Annotated in this window: 18 protein-coding genes; 2 read left to right on the top strand and 16 right to left on the bottom strand. The window is 57.9% G+C overall.

The features are described 5' to 3' along the window. Positions 1–18 precede the first annotated feature (18 nt). From dxr to AC6IY8_RS09305, 10 genes are all read right to left on the bottom strand, one after another. Complete coding sequence (gene dxr / locus AC6IY8_RS09350; RefSeq protein WP_497778527.1) at positions 19–1,221, bottom strand: 1-deoxy-D-xylulose-5-phosphate reductoisomerase; 1,203 nt, start codon at positions 1,219–1,221, stop codon at positions 19–21. A gap of 34 nt (positions 1,222–1,255) precedes the next feature. Further along, on the bottom strand, positions 1,256–2,161 hold the full coding sequence (locus tag AC6IY8_RS09345) for a phosphatidate cytidylyltransferase (RefSeq protein WP_497778526.1): 906 nt from the start codon (positions 2,159–2,161) through the stop codon (positions 1,256–1,258). Between the two features lie 75 nt (positions 2,162–2,236). Next, positions 2,237–3,013 carry an undecaprenyl pyrophosphate synthase gene (gene uppS, locus AC6IY8_RS09340; protein WP_497778525.1) on the bottom strand — a complete coding sequence of 259 codons (777 nt, stop codon included), beginning with the start codon at positions 3,011–3,013 and terminating at the stop codon, positions 2,237–2,239. A 503-nt stretch (positions 3,014–3,516) separates the two neighbouring features. Then, the gene (locus tag AC6IY8_RS09335; protein ID WP_497778524.1) at positions 3,517–3,912 is read right to left on the bottom strand and encodes a helix-turn-helix domain-containing protein; all 396 of its coding nucleotides are present in this window, start codon (positions 3,910–3,912) and stop codon (positions 3,517–3,519) included. A gap of 673 nt (positions 3,913–4,585) precedes the next feature. Continuing rightward, on the bottom strand, positions 4,586–6,142 hold the full coding sequence (gene hutH / locus AC6IY8_RS09330) for a histidine ammonia-lyase (protein ID WP_497778523.1): 1,557 nt from the start codon (positions 6,140–6,142) through the stop codon (positions 4,586–4,588). An 11-nt stretch (positions 6,143–6,153) separates the two neighbouring features. After that, entirely contained in the window at positions 6,154–6,588 is a 435-nt protein-coding gene (locus tag AC6IY8_RS09325) for an acyl-CoA thioesterase (protein ID WP_497778522.1), read from the bottom strand. Between the two features lie 55 nt (positions 6,589–6,643). Further along, positions 6,644–7,420 (bottom strand): enoyl-CoA hydratase/isomerase family protein, encoded by a 777-nt coding sequence (locus tag AC6IY8_RS09320; RefSeq protein ID WP_497778521.1) that lies wholly within the window; start codon positions 7,418–7,420, stop codon positions 6,644–6,646. 49 nt (positions 7,421–7,469) lie between these two features. Further along, positions 7,470–8,606 carry a glutathionylspermidine synthase family protein gene (locus tag AC6IY8_RS09315; RefSeq protein WP_497778520.1) on the bottom strand — a complete coding sequence of 379 codons (1,137 nt, stop codon included), beginning with the start codon at positions 8,604–8,606 and terminating at the stop codon, positions 7,470–7,472. Continuing rightward, the gene (locus AC6IY8_RS09310; RefSeq protein ID WP_497778519.1) at positions 8,606–8,968 is read right to left on the bottom strand and encodes a hypothetical protein; all 363 of its coding nucleotides are present in this window, start codon (positions 8,966–8,968) and stop codon (positions 8,606–8,608) included. The genes AC6IY8_RS09315 and AC6IY8_RS09310 overlap by 1 nt, the downstream gene beginning before the upstream one ends. Positions 8,969–9,042: 74 nt before the next feature. Further along, positions 9,043–9,909 (bottom strand): hydroxymethylglutaryl-CoA lyase, encoded by an 867-nt coding sequence (locus AC6IY8_RS09305; RefSeq protein WP_497778518.1) that lies wholly within the window; start codon positions 9,907–9,909, stop codon positions 9,043–9,045. Between the two features lie 18 nt (positions 9,910–9,927). Here AC6IY8_RS09305 and AC6IY8_RS09300 point away from each other — a divergent pair, with 18 nt between their 5' ends. Beyond that, positions 9,928–10,473, top strand: coding sequence for a hypothetical protein (locus AC6IY8_RS09300; protein ID WP_497778517.1), 546 nt, complete (start codon positions 9,928–9,930; stop codon positions 10,471–10,473). Positions 10,474–10,515: 42 nt separating this feature from the next. On the opposite strand, the gene AC6IY8_RS09295 is transcribed toward AC6IY8_RS09300, so the two are convergent. Further along, positions 10,516–12,210 carry an acyl-CoA carboxylase subunit beta gene (locus AC6IY8_RS09295; RefSeq protein WP_497778516.1) on the bottom strand — a complete coding sequence of 565 codons (1,695 nt, stop codon included), beginning with the start codon at positions 12,208–12,210 and terminating at the stop codon, positions 10,516–10,518. Between the two features lie 158 nt (positions 12,211–12,368). On the opposite strand from AC6IY8_RS09295, the gene AC6IY8_RS09290 reads away from it, so the two are divergent. Then, positions 12,369–13,088, top strand: coding sequence for a YqjF family protein (locus tag AC6IY8_RS09290; protein WP_497778515.1), 720 nt, complete (start codon positions 12,369–12,371; stop codon positions 13,086–13,088). A gap of 241 nt (positions 13,089–13,329) precedes the next feature. On the opposite strand, the gene AC6IY8_RS09285 is transcribed toward AC6IY8_RS09290, so the two are convergent. From AC6IY8_RS09285 to AC6IY8_RS09265, 5 genes are all read right to left on the bottom strand, one after another. Then, complete coding sequence (locus tag AC6IY8_RS09285) at positions 13,330–13,746, bottom strand: cobalamin B12-binding domain-containing protein (RefSeq protein WP_497778514.1); 417 nt, start codon at positions 13,744–13,746, stop codon at positions 13,330–13,332. A gap of 147 nt (positions 13,747–13,893) precedes the next feature. Further along, positions 13,894–14,415 carry a DinB family protein gene (locus AC6IY8_RS09280; RefSeq protein ID WP_497778513.1) on the bottom strand — a complete coding sequence of 174 codons (522 nt, stop codon included), beginning with the start codon at positions 14,413–14,415 and terminating at the stop codon, positions 13,894–13,896. Between the two features lie 101 nt (positions 14,416–14,516). Then, the gene (locus tag AC6IY8_RS09275) at positions 14,517–14,759 is read right to left on the bottom strand and encodes a hypothetical protein (RefSeq protein WP_497778512.1); all 243 of its coding nucleotides are present in this window, start codon (positions 14,757–14,759) and stop codon (positions 14,517–14,519) included. After that, on the bottom strand, positions 14,737–16,521 hold the full coding sequence (locus AC6IY8_RS09270; RefSeq protein WP_497778511.1) for a methylmalonyl-CoA mutase family protein: 1,785 nt from the start codon (positions 16,519–16,521) through the stop codon (positions 14,737–14,739). The genes AC6IY8_RS09275 and AC6IY8_RS09270 overlap by 23 nt, the downstream gene beginning before the upstream one ends. A gap of 126 nt (positions 16,522–16,647) precedes the next feature. Further along, positions 16,648–17,472 (bottom strand): glycosyltransferase family 2 protein, encoded by an 825-nt coding sequence (locus AC6IY8_RS09265; RefSeq protein ID WP_497778510.1) that lies wholly within the window; start codon positions 17,470–17,472, stop codon positions 16,648–16,650. Positions 17,473–17,544 lie beyond the last annotated feature (72 nt).

Raw genomic sequence — 17,544 nt, 5'->3', positions numbered from 1 at the left:
TGGGAGATAGTTGGCCTCCTACCGGAGTGCTTGTCTTGTAACGGCTACCCGCGAGCCGCTCGCGCCTGCGTTTACATACCGTCGGGCCAAATCGCGTGCTTCGGAATCCATACAAAGAACCTCATATATAGATTCCGGTTTGCGCGCTGGCGTTTCACTTAGAACGGATTGAATTGTGGCCGGAATGCCGTTAAACGGAATTTGGCCCTCAAGGAAAGCTGCTACGGCTACTTCGTCGGCGGCATTCAGGGCAACCGTCTTTGCTCCGCCCGCCTCGACCGCCTCATAGGCCAGCCTCAGGCAAGGGAATTTATCCAGATCCGGCGGGCAGAAGTCGAGATGTTTCAGCGACAGGACGTCGAATCGCAGATCGCTCTGGATCCGTTCCGGCCAAGTCAGGGCATACAGGATCGGCAGCCGCATGTCAGTAACACTCACCTGGGCCAGGATGCTTCCGTCCACAAACTCGACCATGCTGTGCACGGTGCTCTGAGGATGAACGACGACCTTGGTGCGCGAGGGAGGGGTGTTAAACAACCGGACGGCCTCGATGACCTCGAATCCCTTGTTCATCAGCGTTGCGGAGTCGATGGTGATGCGACGACCCATCTTCCATGTGGGATGGTTCAGCGCCTGCGCCACGGTGATGTTGGCGAACTCTTCTTTTGGAGTGTTCAGGAAAGGCCCGCCCGATGCCGTGAGCCAAACGCAATCAACTTCGTTCATGCGGCCGCCACGCAGGCACTGATGAACTGCATTGTGTTCGCTATCGATGGGCAAAAGGGGCTTGCCCTGGCGGTGCGCTTCGGCGGTGATCAACTCACCGGCGGCGACGAGGCATTCCTTATTTGCAAGGCCAATTTCTTTGCCAGCCTTCACTGCTTCATAGGTGGCTTCCAACCCAGCTACGCCAACAATGGCGCTCACGACAAAGTCGACTTCGGGATGGGTGGCTACGGCTACCGTTCCGGGGGTGCCCCAGACGACTTCGGTGTCGGTTGCTCCGGCGTCGCGCAGGCGTTTGCGAAGAGCCTCGGCGGCGTCTTCGCGGGCAACGGAAACCAGCTTGGGGTGCCAGCGAAGAGTTTGTTCAAAGGCGAGATCAAGATTGGAGCCCGCGGCCAGGGTTGCGACCGCGAAACAGTCAGGATAGCTTTCAACGATTTTCAGGGTGCTGCAACCGATGGAGCCGGTCGAGCCCAGAATTGCGATACGTTTCATTTGAGGTACTACTAGTTTAACTTACTGCTCCGGTTTAGCCCTGCACGAATTTGCGCCCAAAGACAAGGAATAACAGGAAAGCAACCGGCAATGCGAGCAGCAGGGCATCGATCCTGTCCAGAATGCCGCCGTGGCCGGGCAAAATGGTTCCGGAATCCTTCACTCCGGCACCGCGCTTCAGCACGGACTCAAGCAAATCTCCTACCTGGGCAGCTATGTTGATGACCGCAGCAAGTATCGCGGCGATCCAGAGCGGTGCACGGGGATAGGCAGGGGTATCGACGAGCAGCGATTCCATTGGATCGACCAGCAGGTGCGATCTAGTGAGGGCGGTTGCGATTTGCGGTACGAAGTAGGTGAAGAGACAGCAGATAGCGGTAGCGAAGAGCAACGAAGCCACGGCTCCCTCAACGGTCTTGCCGGGGCTGATTCTGGGAGCTAGTTTGTGCCGCCCCATGCTCTTGCCAACGTACATGGCAGCGGTGTCTCCGACCCAGACGGCGAAAAACGTGAAGAGAACAAATACCCATCCGCGGAACGATTCGCGCATCATGGCCAAAATGAGCAGCGGCAGACCGATGTAGGGAAGTGCCAGATAGCTCATAGCGGCGCCCGGGAGCGCAGTCTTCAGATCTTCCCGACCCATGGCAGCAATCATCAACACAAAGGGCGCAAGCAGGAATAACAGCAGAAGTCCCGCGAGCAGGGCTCCGCCACCGAATCCCTGAGCGTAGTAATAGACCACGAACAACGCAGCCGTATAGATGTAGGTCAGCAGTCGAAATGGCTCAAAGCCGTAGGCGGCGGTGATGCCGAGGTATTCGAAGGCTGCGGCCAGCGCCACAATTACAGTGAAAATGAGGAACAGCCACAGCGGCGCACGGAAAACAGCAAGCAGCACAAGCGGGATGAGAATTGCGGCGGTAATAATGCGTTTCATGTCGATACCAGCAAGGGTACCTTCATACGTACTCAGGACGCAAAAGGAGACTGTGTATTTCGTCCGGAGGAGTCTCTAGACAGCCGCGCCGATGTCGCCGTAACGACGCTCGCGCTTCTGGAAATCGACAAGAGCTTCGAGAAGGAGGGTGCCGTCGAAGTCGGGCCACAGCGTCTGCGTCACGTAGATCTCGGTGTAGGCCAGTTGCCAGAGCAAGAAGTTCGACAGTCGCATCTCGCCGCTGGTGCGGATGACCAAGTCCGGGTCGGGCAGATTGCTGTACAGGTTGCGCGACACCATTTCTTCGTCAATCTTCAGATGCTCGAGGCCACCGTTGTTGGCCGCCGCCGCCACAATCGCCTGAAAGGCATCGATCAGCTCAGCGCGTGCGCCATAGTTCAGCGCCAGGGTCATGATCATGCCTGTGTTCTTGCTTGTCTGCTCCAGCGCCCAATTCATCCGGTCCTGTACCTCGGGCGCCAGTTCGTGGATGCGTCCGATGTAGCGTAGCTGGATGTTGTTGTCGTTCATGAGCGGCACTTCGTTCTTGAGGTAGGTGCGCAGCAGGCTCATGAGAAAGCTGGTTTCGGTCTTTGGACGCTTCCAGTTTTCCGCCGAGAACGCATACAGCGTCATCGCATGCAGGTTGATGCGTGCGCCGAGCGTAATCACATCGCGCACAGCCTCGACTCCGCGTTTATGTCCGGCGATGCGAGGCAGATGGCGGCGCTGGGCCCAGCGGCCATTGCCGTCCATGATCACTGCGATGTGTTGTGGTAGCCGTTCTGGATCGAGCTTGGCGTAGAGTTCGGCCTGTTTTCGAGTCAGCCCGGCGGGGATGGTGGTGTGCAAAGCAATTCCTCAAAAATCGAGTAGTTTGAAGCTAGCACACGGTTCGGCTTCTTGCAATCCATGTATAGGGCAGCGGTCAAGCTGCCCGGTGGTGAACCAGATTGTATTGCTGTTTTCGCCGATCGTACCGCAATTCCATGTGCTGCGCGCACTTGGGGCACAGCCAGAGGGCTTTCTGCTTGATTCCTTTGTCTTCTTTTTGCGCCGGACGAACGAACAATCGTCCTTCGCCCAGTCGCCGAAATTCTTGATGGCATTCCGGATTCGCGCACTTCGAGACATTCGCGTTGTTCATCGTGTCCTGACCGATCCTTCCCATGGGCCAGCCGCCTGGCCTTCCACGTCGTCGGTTATACGGAGTTTGCGTCGGGCAGTCGGAAGACGGCTGACTGCTCATTCACTAAATAAGAAGCGAGCGAATCCCTTAAAGTTATCTATCCAGCTCTGCTAACGTGCGCACGAGTGCCTGTGCGCCGTGCGCGCGAGTCTTGCGATGACCCGGCCTAAGCCGTACGGCGGGTCATCGCAGTCATTTCGCGTACCTGGTTCAGAACGCTCATCCACTGCATGCCATTCAGTTGACTAACGTAGGGCATCAACTCGGCAATGAACTCGTCCTGCGAAAGCTCGCGAACTTCATCCTCGGTTGTACGCCCGGTTGTGAGCAGATCGCAGACCCGAACGCGCAACGCTCCTGCAAGACGTTCCAGTGAACCCAGCGTTGGGCAAGCTTTCTCGTTCTCGATCTTCGAGACATAAGTGCGTGGAACGCTCATCCGCTGTGCAAGCTGGCGCTGGCTCAGTCCTGCCCTCATGCGCAGCGAGCGAATTGCCGCCGCAACCGGGACCTGACTGGAAGGCATGGTCGCCACCGCCGGCGTGCAGGCAGGAGTACGCATGGTAATGACCTCTGGAACGGCATCCAAATAGGTCTTGCACCGGCGGCACATGTTGTTGGAAGTCCGGAACTGGACCAACTGACAATCGTCGCAACGAACCACTTCCCGTGAATCAACGGGCGCTAGAGTCGTAGCCATTCGATTTGTACGGAGCCGCCAGAGCGGGGGCAAACTCCCGTCACGAGGAAACACGCGAATGCGTACACCTGTGACAATTCATAATCTGCGGTGTTTCTATTGGCGATGTCAATAGGTATTTAAGACAAATCTGTGCGAAACGCCTGAGACGGCAAACAATCTCAGGAGAAACCCGAAGAAAGACCCATAAAAACCCAAACGCTAAATGCTTAACGATGTTTACTCTTGTGGTTCATAAAAAAGAGCCATCCATGCGGATGGCTCTGTGTGCAGACTGATCCCTGACTGAATTCAAGCTGGCACAAACTTGCACGTGGCGTTGGAGTCTTCAACTCCGCGCCACAAACACGTCGGCTCCCAGACTGCGGACACGACCGACGTAGGAAGAATGCTCTCCAAGAGTGCAATCGATCGGCCAAAGTGGCTGGAAATAACCACCATGGGCTCACCAGCTTGCGCCGCGCTGTGGATTCCTAGCCTCTGGAATTCCATAGCACGTTCGGGCTACATCCAGAATCCGGTAGATTGTGGCCGCTTAACGCAAGGCCACCGCGATCTTTCCCTGCAAGATGACGTTGGCTACGGCGGCAATGTCGGGCGCAAGCGAACGGTCGTGCGTGACTGAGGGCGATACGGCTCGGATCTCCTTTAGTGCCTGCTGGCCACGCTTACCGGGCTTGAGCGGTGAGAGCAAGTCCACGGCCTGTGCTGCGGCCAATGCCTCGATCGCCAGCACGTTGCGCACATTCTGCAGTACGCGGCGAAGTTTCAGCGCGGCGGTCATGCCCATGGAGACGTAATCTTCCTTGTTTCCGCTGGTGGTGATCGAGTCGAGCGATGCGGGGTGTCCCAGCACCTTGTTTTCGCTGACGAGTGCTGCGGCGGTCACCTGCGGCATCATGAAGCCGGAGTTCAATCCAGCGCCCGCGGCGAGGAACGGTGGCAGGCCTTCGCTCAATGCCGGATTGACCATACGCTCGATACGGCGCTCGCTGATGCCGGCCAGGGCCGAAATCGAGATCGCGAGAAAGTCCAAGGCGAATGCAATGGGCTGTCCGTGGAAATTGCCGCCCGAGATCACGTCGCCCTCGGCCGGTTCTGCCGGAGTGGGACGAGTCGAGCCCGCGGGGCGCGGCTTCACGAACACTAAGGGATTGTCCACGGCGGAGTTCATTTCGGTTTCAAACACCTGGCGAGCGTAGTCGAGCACGTCGAGGACGGCTCCGTGCACCTGAGGGATGCAGCGCATAGAGTAAGCGTCCTGTACGCGCTTGCAGTCGCGGTGCCGCTCGCGGAGCGCGGAGCCTTCAAGCATGGTGCGCAAGTGCTTGGCGACGATGGTCTGCCCTGCATGAGGACGCGCATGATGGATTCGCTCATCGAACGCGACGTCTGTACCTTGCAGGGTATCGAGCGAAATGGCCGATATCACGTCGGCGGTGGTGGCCAGCGTACGCGCCTCAAGAAGGCTGATCGATCCGAGAGCGAGCATCGCCTGGGTGCCGTTGATGAGGGATATGGCTTCCTTCGCTTGAAGCTGGATTGTGGGGATCTGGGCGGCCTTCATGGCCTCGCCGCCACTCATGCGACGTCCTTCGAACCATGCTTCGCCTTCTCCGATGAGGACCAGAGCGAGATGCGCTAGCGGAGCGAGGTCTCCCGAGGCGCCGACGGAGCCCTGCGAAGGGATCACGGGATGGACGCGCCGGTTGAGCATGTTGCAGAGCGTGTCGATGATTTCCGTGCGCACGCCGCTAAGTCCCTTCGCAAGTGAATTGGCGCGAAGAAGCATCATGGCGCGCGACTCGTGTTCCGTGAGCGGCTCGCCTACGCCAACGGCGTGTGAGCGCACGAGGTTAATTTGCAACTCGCGTGCCTGTTCATGCGAAATGCGCACGTCGGCGAGTTGTCCTACTCCGGTGGTGATGGCGTAAGCGACGCGATCGCCAGCGACGAGGGCGTCCACCACCTCGCGTGCACGTGATACACGCTCGCGCGCATCGGGCTCAAGCAGTACCGGCTGATTCTGCAGTACTATCTGTTCAAAACTTTCCAGTGATAGATCGTTTCCGTTTAAATGCAGTGCAGCCATGAAATCCCCTTTTACGATTTCGCGCCGGGCTCAGCTTTTGCAGCGGCCATCGAGAGCGCGTTCCAATACTTTCCTGTCAGGTGGGCGCGCTTCAGATCGCGTCCCGTGACCACGTGAGTGCTGCTGCCCTCGGCCAGCACGCGATTGTCAGATTTGCGCACGAGCTCGTAGTCGAAGCGGACCACCGACGTCTTGAGATGCCCTATGTGGGTTCGGACTGTGAGTTCGTCGTCATACCGTGCCGGATGTTTGTAACGGCAGTTCACTTCGACCACTGGAAGGTTCAGGCCTTCGTTTTCCAACTCCTGATAGCTGAATCCCATTTGCCGCAGCAGTTCGACGCGCCCCACCTCAAACCAGATGAGGTAGTTTGAGTGATAGACAACAGCCATTTGATCCGTCTCGGCGTAGCGCACCCGAATCGTTGTTTCACAGATTGTGCTCATGATTGTAGGTTACAACATGCAGCCACTCGCATTCCGTGATTGCGTGTGGGGCGCTCTACTCGCTCCAGCGCGGTTTGCGACGCTCGAGGAAGCTGGCAACGCCCTCCTTGAAATCTGCGCTCATGCGAATCGACGCGTTTGCCTGCATCCCGCTCAGAATGTCGCGCTCCAGTGTGTCTTTGGCGTAGTCGCGCAGCAGGGACTTGGTGGCGCGCAGTGATGCGGGTGAGTTTTCGAGTAACTGCTCGGCCAGGCTATGGGCGCCGGACAACAGGTTCGTGGGTTCGACGACTTCGTTCACCAATCCCATGCGATAGGCTTCGGCGGCGGTGATGATGCGTCCGGTGAGCAGCAACTCGCGCGCATGTTTCTCGCCCACCTGCCGGATCAGGAACGCTGAGACAATTGCCGGAACAAATCCAATCCGCACTTCGGTGTAGCCGAAAGTCGCCGCTGTCGAGGCCAATGTGAGATCGCACAGCGTCGCTAGCCCGGTGCCTCCGGCAATGGCCGCACCATTCACCGCCGCAATCGTAGTCTTCGGAAAGTTATACAACGAGCGGCAGAGCGTTGCGATGCGCTCGCTGTGACGATGATTCTCCTCGGGCGTTTGCGAGACGAGCGCTTGCAGGTCTTCGAGATCCATGCCGGCGCAGAAGGCCTTGCCTTCGCCGGTGAGGATCAACACCTGGGCGGGAGAGTCCTCTACTTCCTTGAGTGCGGCGAGGAAGTCATCGATAAGCTGCTGGTTGATGGCGTTGCGCTTTTCGGCGCGATTCAGGGTGATGGTTGCGATTTTGGCGTCGTAGTCGAGCCGGAGCGTCGTGTACATGGCGGCAGAAGCTTACTCTCGCATCTGCCACCTCTGCAACCGCGCTGGATTACCGGAACAGATGGGGCACGAAACGGCTGCGATTGTTGGTGATGATGGTGTCGCTTTCACGAATGCCCATGCCTGCTGCTCCCTGGTCGGCAATCATCCACGAGCCCAGCACGGGATAGTGGCCACCGAGGCAGGGAATTGGCGCAATTGCCTGATACACGAATCCCTCGTCGCCATAGGGGCCATAGGACTGCTCTTTTTCGCCATTGCGCACGATCTGGACGTTTGCGCCTTCGCGCCCGAGAAGCGGCTTGCGGACGAAGTCTTTCATGTCGCGTGGGCTGTCGAGATAAGCGGGCAGCAGCAGTTCGTGGTTCGGGTACATCTCCCATAAGATGGCCAGCAGCCCCTTGTTGCTGAACATCATCTTCCAGATGGGCTCAATCCACTGTACCTTGTCCATGAAGTCGAGTGCCCGAGTGCCGAACTGCTCTTTCAGCATCCACTCCCAAGGGTAAAGTTTGAAGATCGTTTTAATTGGCTTGTTGTCAAGATCGACGAATGTGAATGTGTTGACGTCGTAGCCGATGTCGAGCATCCGGATGGCTTGCGTCTTGATTCCTGCCTGCTCGGCGGTATCGCGCAGGTAGCCGATGGTGAACTCGTCCTCTATGGATTCGACGTAGCCGAATGAGACCGGCTCGGTGAGGTAGCCCTTGAGATCTTTCCACTTTGCGATGAGCTTCTCGTGAATCGAGTTCCACTGGTCGGCCTGGGGGAAACACTCCTGCAACCAATACCACTGCACAACAGCGGCTTCGAGCAACGCGGTCGGAGTGTCTGCGTTGTACTCGAGCAGCTTGATTTGATATCCGTCATAGGCGAGATCGAAACGTCCATAGAGCGCGGGAGGCTCGTCGTTCCACGTCTTCTTGATGGCGGCGATTGCCTCGATGGGAATATTCAGGTCGCTCCAGCGATTGTTGTCGATGATGTACTGGCCTGCGGCGAGGCACATTTCCTGCAGCTTTTCGGTCGCGGCCTCAAGACGATCCACCTCGGCAGAAGTGAATTCGTAGTAGGCGGACTCGTCCCAGTAGGTTCCGCTGCCATCGTCGAGAGAATGGAAGACCAAGCCGACTTTCTCGACCTTCTCCTTCCAGTCTGCGCGTGGAGTGATCGTGTGCCGCTGCATTACTCGCCTCCGCCGTGACTTCCGGTGCTGCCGAATCCTCCACGCGATATGCCGCCGAAGAATCCGCTGATTCCACCTGAGCGCCCGGTGCCGGAACTCATGCCGGGCATGGGATTGCCGTTGAACACGGTGTCGCCGATGCGTCCGCCCGAGCTGCCGCCGTAGAGATAGTGATAGTAGGGGAAGCCTCCGCCGTAGCCAGATCGACGGCGCTGCTCGGCCGCCTGGCAATTCTGGTCGTAGGTGATACGGCCAAGCTCGTCCACGCAGTCGCGGCGCTCAGCCTGGCGATGGCAGCCGGAGGTGAAGGCCATCGCCATCCCGGCCAACAGGCCGAGAGTGATGTTCTGGGTTCTTTTCATAATCGCGCGCGATTTTATCGTATGCTGAATCGGCTTGCACCGAAATTCAGTAAGTCGGCACTAGAGCGCAGCTCCTATCGCGCAAACCTCAGCGCAATGTCTTCGCTCATGCGCAGCACATTGTCCAGCGGTTTGCGGATCGGCACCTGTGCGCCGTGGTCAGCAAGGGTTTTCAGCACGATTTCGGTCGGCAGGTTTCCAACCAGCGCATCCTGCGCGAACGGGCATCCACCGAGGCCGCCCAGAGCGGAGTCGAAACGCCTGCATCCTGCTTTGTAGGCGGCAAGGACTTTTGCCGTGGCATTGTCTTTCGTTCCGTGAAGATGAGCGCCAACCTCGATGTAATCAAACTGACCGACCACGGTTTCGAAGACTTCTGCGACCTGCTCGGGTGTCGCGAGGCCCACGGTGTCGGCCAGCGAAACGGTTTGAATGCCCATGTCGGCTACGTTTTCTACCGCTTGCACGATCTCATTCACATCCCACGGATCACCGTAGGGATTGCCAAAGGCCATCGAGATATAGACGACCATGCTGAGGTCGCTCTCTTCGGCTTTTCGCCAAACGGCTTCGAGGGCGTCGCTGTTTTCTTCGGCTGTCTGGTTCTGATTCTTCTTGAGGAACGTTTCGCTCAGAGAATAGGGGAAGCCGAGCGTGCGCACGGCGTTGGTGGCGAGGGCACGGTCTGCACCTTTCTCGTTTACCACGATGCCGATGATTTCGACGTCATCCGGCGGGTCCAGCCGTTTCAACACATCTTCGCTGTCGGCCATTTGCGGCACGGCGCGAGGAGAGACGAACGAAACCGCATCGATGTGCTTGAATCCTGCTCCTACCAGCGCGCGCAGGTAGTCGGCCTTGGTTTCGGCGGGAATCTGCCGCGTCAGGCCCTGCCAGGCGTCGCGAGGACACTCCACGATCTTTACTGTGTTCTCAGTCATAACGTTACAGGATAAAGGATGCCGACGTTTCCTCGCACGGGCATTGTCCTAAGAGCATCTGGACGTATACTGCTGGACGCCGTATCGTCGGATGCACGACATCCTACAGGAGACTATGTGAACGTTCGAAGATATGCAGTTTCCGCAGCACTCGCGGCCTCACTGCTGTTCAGTGGCAATGCTCTAGCCGACAAAGGCGGCAATGGCCATGGACGCGGGCAAGAGAAGCAGGAACAACGGGACGAGGAACGCAGGGATTTCGCGCGCGACCGCTACTATGGCGATCGTGAATCGCATGCCGCACGCGAGTGGTATGCCTCCAATCGCAACCATTTGCCACCGGGTCTCGCCAAGCGCGACCGTCTGCCTCCTGGGCTGGAACGGCAGCTTGTACGTCGCGGAACTCTGCCTCCGGGATTGCGCCGCAATATGTATCCATGCCCGCCGGAACTCGAGCGGAGACTTCCGCCTCCGCCTCCGAACTGCGCTCACGTGCTGATTGGTGCCAATGTCGTGCTGGTGAACCGCAAGACAAATATCGTCGTCGATTTCTTCGCGTTCTAAACCATCTGCCCTGCGGCGAGAAGTACAGGCCGCAGGGCATTTCTATGTCTGCAGGATTCCCACGCTGAAGGGCTCAACCACCGGATTGCTCCGGGCAGCGGACAGTGCCCACGCCAAAGCCTGCCTCGTTTCTGCCGGATCTATGATCTTGTCGATCCACAGCCTGGCTGCGCCATATTGCGGCTTCATCTGCTCGGTGTAGGTGGCGCGAATGGATTCATAGAGAGCCTTTCGCGCGGCTTCGTCCGCTGGCTTGCCTTCGCGCTCCAGTTGCTTCAGCTTGATCTCGACCAGCGTGCCCGCCGCGCTCTCACCGCTCATCACCGAGTAGCGAGCGGTGGGCCATGCAAACATGAATCGCGGATCGTAGGCCTTGCCGCACATTGCGTAATGTCCTGCGCCGAACGAGCCGCCAATGATGACGGCAATCTTCGGCACCACGGAGTTTGATACGGCATTGACCATCTTTGCCCCGGCGCGAATGATGCCACTCCACTCCGCGTCACGGCCTACCATGAAGCCGTTTACGTCATGCAGAAACACGAGCGGGATGCGCCCCTGGTTGCAGTCCATGATGAAGCGTGCAGCTTTTTCGGCGCTCTCCGTGTAGATGACGCCGCCGAATTCTGTGCGCTTGTTGCCGTTGTGGTCGATCTGCGTGGCGTGCAGTTTCTGGTTGGCGACGATGCCCACGGCGTGGCCATCGATGCGGGCGTATCCGCAGAGCAGCGTCTCGCCGTAGCCGGTCTTGTACTCGTCGAATCGCGATCCGTCCACAATGCGGGCGATTACCTCGCGCATGTCGTACTGGCGCGACGGATCGGTCTCTACAATGCCGTAGAGTTCTTCGGCAGCATACAAAGGCTCGGTGGGCTCGATGCGGTCGAACGGAGCCTCGGGTCGTGCTCCCATTTTTTCCACCAGCGAGCGGACGCGTGCAATGCAGGCCTCGTCGGTGGGCTCGCGGAAATCGACCGTGCCGCTGATTTCGGCGTGCATCTTGGCTCCGCCGAGTTCTTCGGCGCTGACCTTCTGCCCAATCGCAGCCTGAACCAGTGCCGGTCCGGCGAGGAAGAGGCCGCTGCCCTCGGTCATGAGGATGTGGTCGCACATCACGGGCAGGTATGCGCCTCCCGCAACGCACATGCCCATGATGGCCGTGATCTGCGGAATGCCCTTGGCAGACATCACGGCGTTGTTTCGGAATACCCGCCCGAAATCGTCCTGATCGGGAAATACATCTTCTTGGAGGGGCAGAAAGACTCCTGCGCTATCGACAAGATAGATCGTGGGCAAGCTGTTCTCAATGGCGATGTTCTGCGCGCGGATGACCTTCTTGGCCGTCATCGGGAAGAAGGCTCCGGCTTTCACCGTTGCATCATTCACGATGAGCATGAACAGGCGACCATGCACCCGGCCCAGTCCGGTCACCACGCCTGCTGCCGGAGCTCCACCCCATTCCTCGTACATTCCGTGAGCGGCATGCAAGCCGACCTCAAAGAGCTCAGTGCCTTCGTCGAGCAGCAGGGAAATCCTCTCGCGAGCCGTGAGGCGGCCTTTGCCGTGTTGAGCGTCGATGGCTTTCGCTCCACCGCCTTCGCGCAGCTTGGCTTCTTCGGCTCGCAAGCCGGCGACCAGCGCTCTCAAGGACTCCAGGTTGCGGAGATAGCGCGGGGTATCGGTCTTTACCGTCGACGTTAATTGGTTGTCGAGCAAAGGGGATTTCAGATCGGTCATCAGTTCCTCACCAGAGGTAGATGCAAACGCACCAGCCTACCCGAGTGCCCAATCAACAGGCAATCATCCATCCGAAAGCTGGTACTCAGGCTTTGATTCACAAATCGGGTGCGAAGGATTACACTCGGGTGCCCCGAGGTGGTGATTCTCCGAACATTATGAGCAAGGACAAGATATTCCTTCAGGCCACGTGGCGCGATCTCCTGATGCTGAATTTCGAGGTTGATCCAAGCGTAATTGCGAGATTTGTTCCACTCGGAACGGAACTGGATAGCTGGAATGGAAGGACATATGTCAGCCTTGTCGGGTTTCGGTTTCTTGAGACAAAGGTTCGCGGATTCTCCATCCCGTTCCATCGTGATTTCGATGAGGTGAACCTGCGAATTTACGTTCGGCGACTGGTGGCTGGAGAAGTCCGAAGAGGAGTTGTGTTCATCCGGGAGGTGGTTCCTCGTTGGGCGATTGCCGCCGTGGCTCGTGGAATCTACAACGAGAAGTATGTCGCCCTTCCGATGAAGCACAAGAGCGAATGGCATGATATGGCGGGAAGATTTGTCGAGTACGGATGGCGCGACTCTCGCTGGAACCGGATGTGTTTACGGACGATGGGAGATCCTTATCTGCCCGCCTTGTATTCTCACGAGAACTTCATTACGGAGCACTACTGGGGCTACACCAGTCAGCGCGACGGGACAACATTGGAGTATCGCGTCGAGCATGTCCCCTGGAGAGTATGGAAGACAGAATGCGCGGAGTTTGAAGGCGATGCGGCTGAACTTTATGGTCGAGAGCTCGCCACGATTCTTCAGGGCAAACCCGCATCTGCGATTCTTGCTGAGGGCTCGGAGGTGCAGGTGTTTTGTGGCTGCCCGTTGTGAATCGTCCACAAACGCGCACGCGCTCTCGATTGGAAGCAAACTTTTGGGGAGGGAAACGCTCTAAGTCGTCAGATAACGGGACGGCGGTCGGTTTTTATCGTTTCTCGATCTCGGGTGCATCGAAGGAGAACGATCTGACAGATGCCCACGTCTCACAACCGTATCCGGCAGGTCCGTAGAGCTCACGGTCTGCCGGATACACTTTTGTGAGGGCAAATTCGCCTCTAAAGAACGGATCAGTTTAGGCGGGCACTCCGCGGGGCTTTGCGTTCTCGCGGATGAAGTTGACGATGTCTTCCATCGGCGTGCCAGGCTGGAATACGCCTTTTACGCCGGCAGACTTCAGTCCGGCCACGTCCTGATCGGGAATGATTCCGCCCACCAGAACCAGCACGTCATCCATCTTCTGGTCTTTCATCAGCTCTGTCACGCGCGGAACGATTGCGTTGTGTGCGCCGGAGAGAATGGACAATCCAATGACGTCCACGTCTTCCTGCAGCGCTGCCTGCACTACCATCTCCGGCGTCTGCCGCAGTCCTGTGTAGATAACTTCCATGCCAGCGTCGCGCAGGGCGCGGGCAATCACTTTAGCGCCCCGGTCGTGTCCATCGAGGCCGGGTTTTGCTACTAGTACGCGAATTCTGGTTTCGTTTGCCATATAAGTGCGAAGTGTCCCCAATACAAAAGGAATTACTCGCCTCTATGATACCGCTACGCAAGCTGTTGCGATACGCAAAACATAGCTCTTTTGTCCAGTGGAAAGATTACATTCCTTGTACTGTCAGGAAAAAGGGCCAGCTTTGCCCTAGAACACTCCTCGGGAGGCGACCGCCAACTTTCCTGTCGTCACGGCCTGCCCCACATGCCTGGCCGTGTGTTCGGCAACGTGTACCAGCAGTCCGCCTACGCTCGTAGGTAGGGCTTTCCGGCCCAAGGCGCGTTTCTCCTCCAGGTCGGCGTTGGCAAAAGCCTGAATGCGTCGCTCGGCTGAGGTCAGCGCGGCCTCGAACTCGTCCAGAACTGATTTACCGGTGGCGAGCTGGTCCATTTCGCTCTTCAGCAATTGCAATTGTTCTTCGGAGAGTTGATGGCCTTCCGCATAGGTGAGCAGACGGTCGATGCTGCGGGCCATGTGCCTGACGTGAAATGCCGCTGGAGCCAGTCCGTTGGGGCGCAGGTTCCATTCTTCATCGGTCAGGTGACCGCACCACCGGTGGACGTCTTCGCGCGCAAGCTCCAGCGCATGAATCACCGCTCTCAGCACCGCCTTCACGTCCTGATGAGTCCCCCTCATCCATGGTTCGACTGCGCTCTTGCTCTCCGCCATCGCTTCTCCTTTCGCGTGCAATTGTTCCAGAAGTCAAAGGAAAACGCCCGGCAAATGCCGGACGCTTTGAATGTAGTGCAACACATTTTCGACTTCAAATGCTAACGCCGCATGGCCGCGGCATACTTCCACAGTCGCACGGCCACGTACACGGTCAACACCGAGGCGCACGCGACCATCGCCCATGCCCATTTTGGGCGCGATGCAACGTTCAGGCACAGGAGCGCAATACCCCAGACCACGCCGGTGATCAGCACCAGAGGTTGCGGGGCGGTCGTGCGGTTGCGGTAGTGATCGCGGATCAATGCGCCGGATTCACGTTTAGGCGAAGGCTGACTCTTCATAGCTTCCGTACACATCGCGCAGCGCCGCGCAAATCTCTCCTACGGTTGCGTACGCGCGCACTGCTTCGAGGATATACGGCATTGTATTCGCCTCGGAGATTTTCCCGTTCTTTCCCGCTTCAGGTGTTTGCGTTGCGGCCCGTTTTAGTGCATCGAGCGCGCGTTGAACCGCCGCATTGTCGCGCCGGTTGCGCACGGCACGCAGCTTCGCCTTCTGTCGCTCGCCAACCTGTTCATCGATGTAGAGAGTCTTTGGCGGCTCCTCCTCGATGACAAAACCGTTAGCGCCGACCATGATCTTCTCTTTCGCCTCGGTCGCCCGCTGGAACTGGTAGCTCGATTCGGCGATTTCCTTCTGCGGATACCCGTGCTCGATGGCCCGCACCATTCCACCCATGGCGTCCAGTTTGTCGAAATACTCGAATGCACCGTTTTCCATGTCGAGCGTCAGGCGTTCGACAAAGTACGATCCAGCGAGAGGATCGATTGTATTGGCCACGCCGCTCTCAAAGGCAATCACCTGCTGGGTGCGCAGAGCGGTGCGCGCCGACTCTTCAGTGGGCAACGCGAGAGCTTCGTCGTAGCTGTCGGTATGCAGACTCTGCGTTCCGCCGAGCACGGCCGCCAAGCCCTGGATGGCGACTCTGGCGATGTTGTTTAGCGGTTGCTGCGCGGTGAGTGATACGCCGGCGGTCTGCGTGTGGAAGCGCATGAGCCATGTGCGCTCGTTCTTCGCGCCGAAGCGATCCTTCATCAGCCGGTACCAGATCTTGCGGGCGGCGCGGAACTTTGCGATCTCCTCGAAAAAGTCGTTATGCGAGTTGAAGAAGAAGCTGAGCCGAGGCCCGAACTCGTCCACGTTAAGCCCGCGGCGCATTGCCCACTCCACATACTCGACACCGTCATAGATGGTGAATGCCAGCTCCTGCAACGCCGTCGCACCTGCTTCGCGAATGTGGTATCCGGAGATTGAAATGGTATTGAAGCGTGGAGTGTAGAACGAGCCGAACTCGAAGGTGTCGATGACCAGCCGCATGGAGGGTGCGGGCGGATAGATGTACTCCTTCTGCGCTATGTATTCCTTCAAGATGTCGTTCTGCAGCGTGCCTGAAATCTTCTTCCAGTCGGCACCCTGCTTTTCGGCGACGACGAGGTACATCGCCCATAACGCGCTAGCAGGAGAGTTGATCGTCATTGAGACGGTCGTTTTCTCCAGATCGATTCCGTCGAAGAGGATCTCCATGTCCTCGAGAGAATCGATCGCCACGCCGCACTTTCCCACCTCGCCTTCGCTGAAAGCGTGATCGCTGTCGTAGCCCATCAGGGTCGGAAGATCGAAGGCAACGGAGAGCCCATGGCCTCCATGCTGGAGCAGGTATTTATAACGCTGGTTGGTCTCTTCCGGCGATGCAAACCCGGAGAACTGCCGCATGGTCCATAGCTTGCCGCGATAGCCCGTGGCGTGAATGCCGCGCGTGTAGGGAGCCTCGCCGGGATAGCCGAGGTATTTTTCCTCCGACCAATCCTCGGGAAGATCGGCCTGTGTATAGAGGCGTTGGATGGGCCGCCCGGAAACCGTTGTGAACCGGGCCGTTCCGTCCTTGTTCAGATTTGTTCCGGTGGCCGCGCCGATTGGCTTTTCCGGTTGCCGTTCGAGGGCCTGCCTCAGAGTAGTTTCAGCCCAACGCCGCTCGCTTGGGCTTGCCTTGCGCCCTTGAACATCCGCTATCGGAATCACCGTGGCAATCTTTCTCTCGGCCATCTCACACCCTCCCCATGCTTCAGATGCAAGGAGCATCATCTCCGGCTCAATTAGGAGGGGTTTGCTGCAGAAATGAAGACAACGAAGGGGGAAGAAGTGACTTAGGCGACTTTGACGAAGAGGGGTTCAGCGGGATTGTGGGAAGTCGCCAGAACGGCTCTTTTCCCAAGCCTTGGCGTATTTCCAACTTACGTACATCGAGTGATACATGTGCAGCAGCAATCCTTCGCGTCCGTCGAGAAAGCCCAACCGGAAAAAGTAGTTCTTCACGAAGGTAGCTGCGGGATTCAGGACCACATTCACCATGAAAGCCCATGGTGAGCGGCTTGTTCGGCCCCGCAACAATGCCCTTGGCACGCTAGCGGAACTGTAACGGTCCATGTGCTCGATGTACTGGCCAAGGGTAGGGTATTGATAGTGCAGCAGATCGTGGGTCAGTGTCCCGGTACGCTCGGTTGTGCATGGGGTTTCGTGCACATCCATGTCCTCGGGAATCCGCGCCGATCCCTTGCGGAATAACCTCAGTTTGCGGTCGGGATAAAATCCGCCGTGGCGAATCCATCTTCCAAAAATGAAGTTAAGGCGCGGCACGAAGTAGGCGTTGTACTGCGTATTTCCGGAAAGCAGGGCTCGGATTTCCCTAGCCAGTTCCGGGCTGACTGCCTCATCTGCATCCAGTAGAAGCACCCATTGGGTTTGGGCTCTATCGATGGCGGAGTTCTTCTGCCGCGCAAACCCCTTCCACGGCTCTTTGTAGATCCGTACCTTAGGGCCAAAGGATTGTGCGATTTCCAGCGTGCGATCGGTTGATCCGCTGTCGATCAGGACGATCTCATCCGCAAGATCAGATACGCTCTCCAGAGTTCTTCCAATGTTTGCCTCTTCGTCGCAGCAGATGATGGCAACGGAGAGCGACTGGAGTTCTGCTGGAGTTGTACTCTGTTCTGGCACGGCCCATCGTAACAAATGCAAGCAGTTGCAGGCCAAAGTTGCTGCCAAAAAGTTAAGGCCGGTAGGTTCTGG

The organism is Koromonas soli (genome assembly GCF_059726265.1).
The sequence above is the reverse complement of the archived record's forward strand: the minus strand, read 5'-3'. Positions and strand labels throughout refer to the sequence as shown.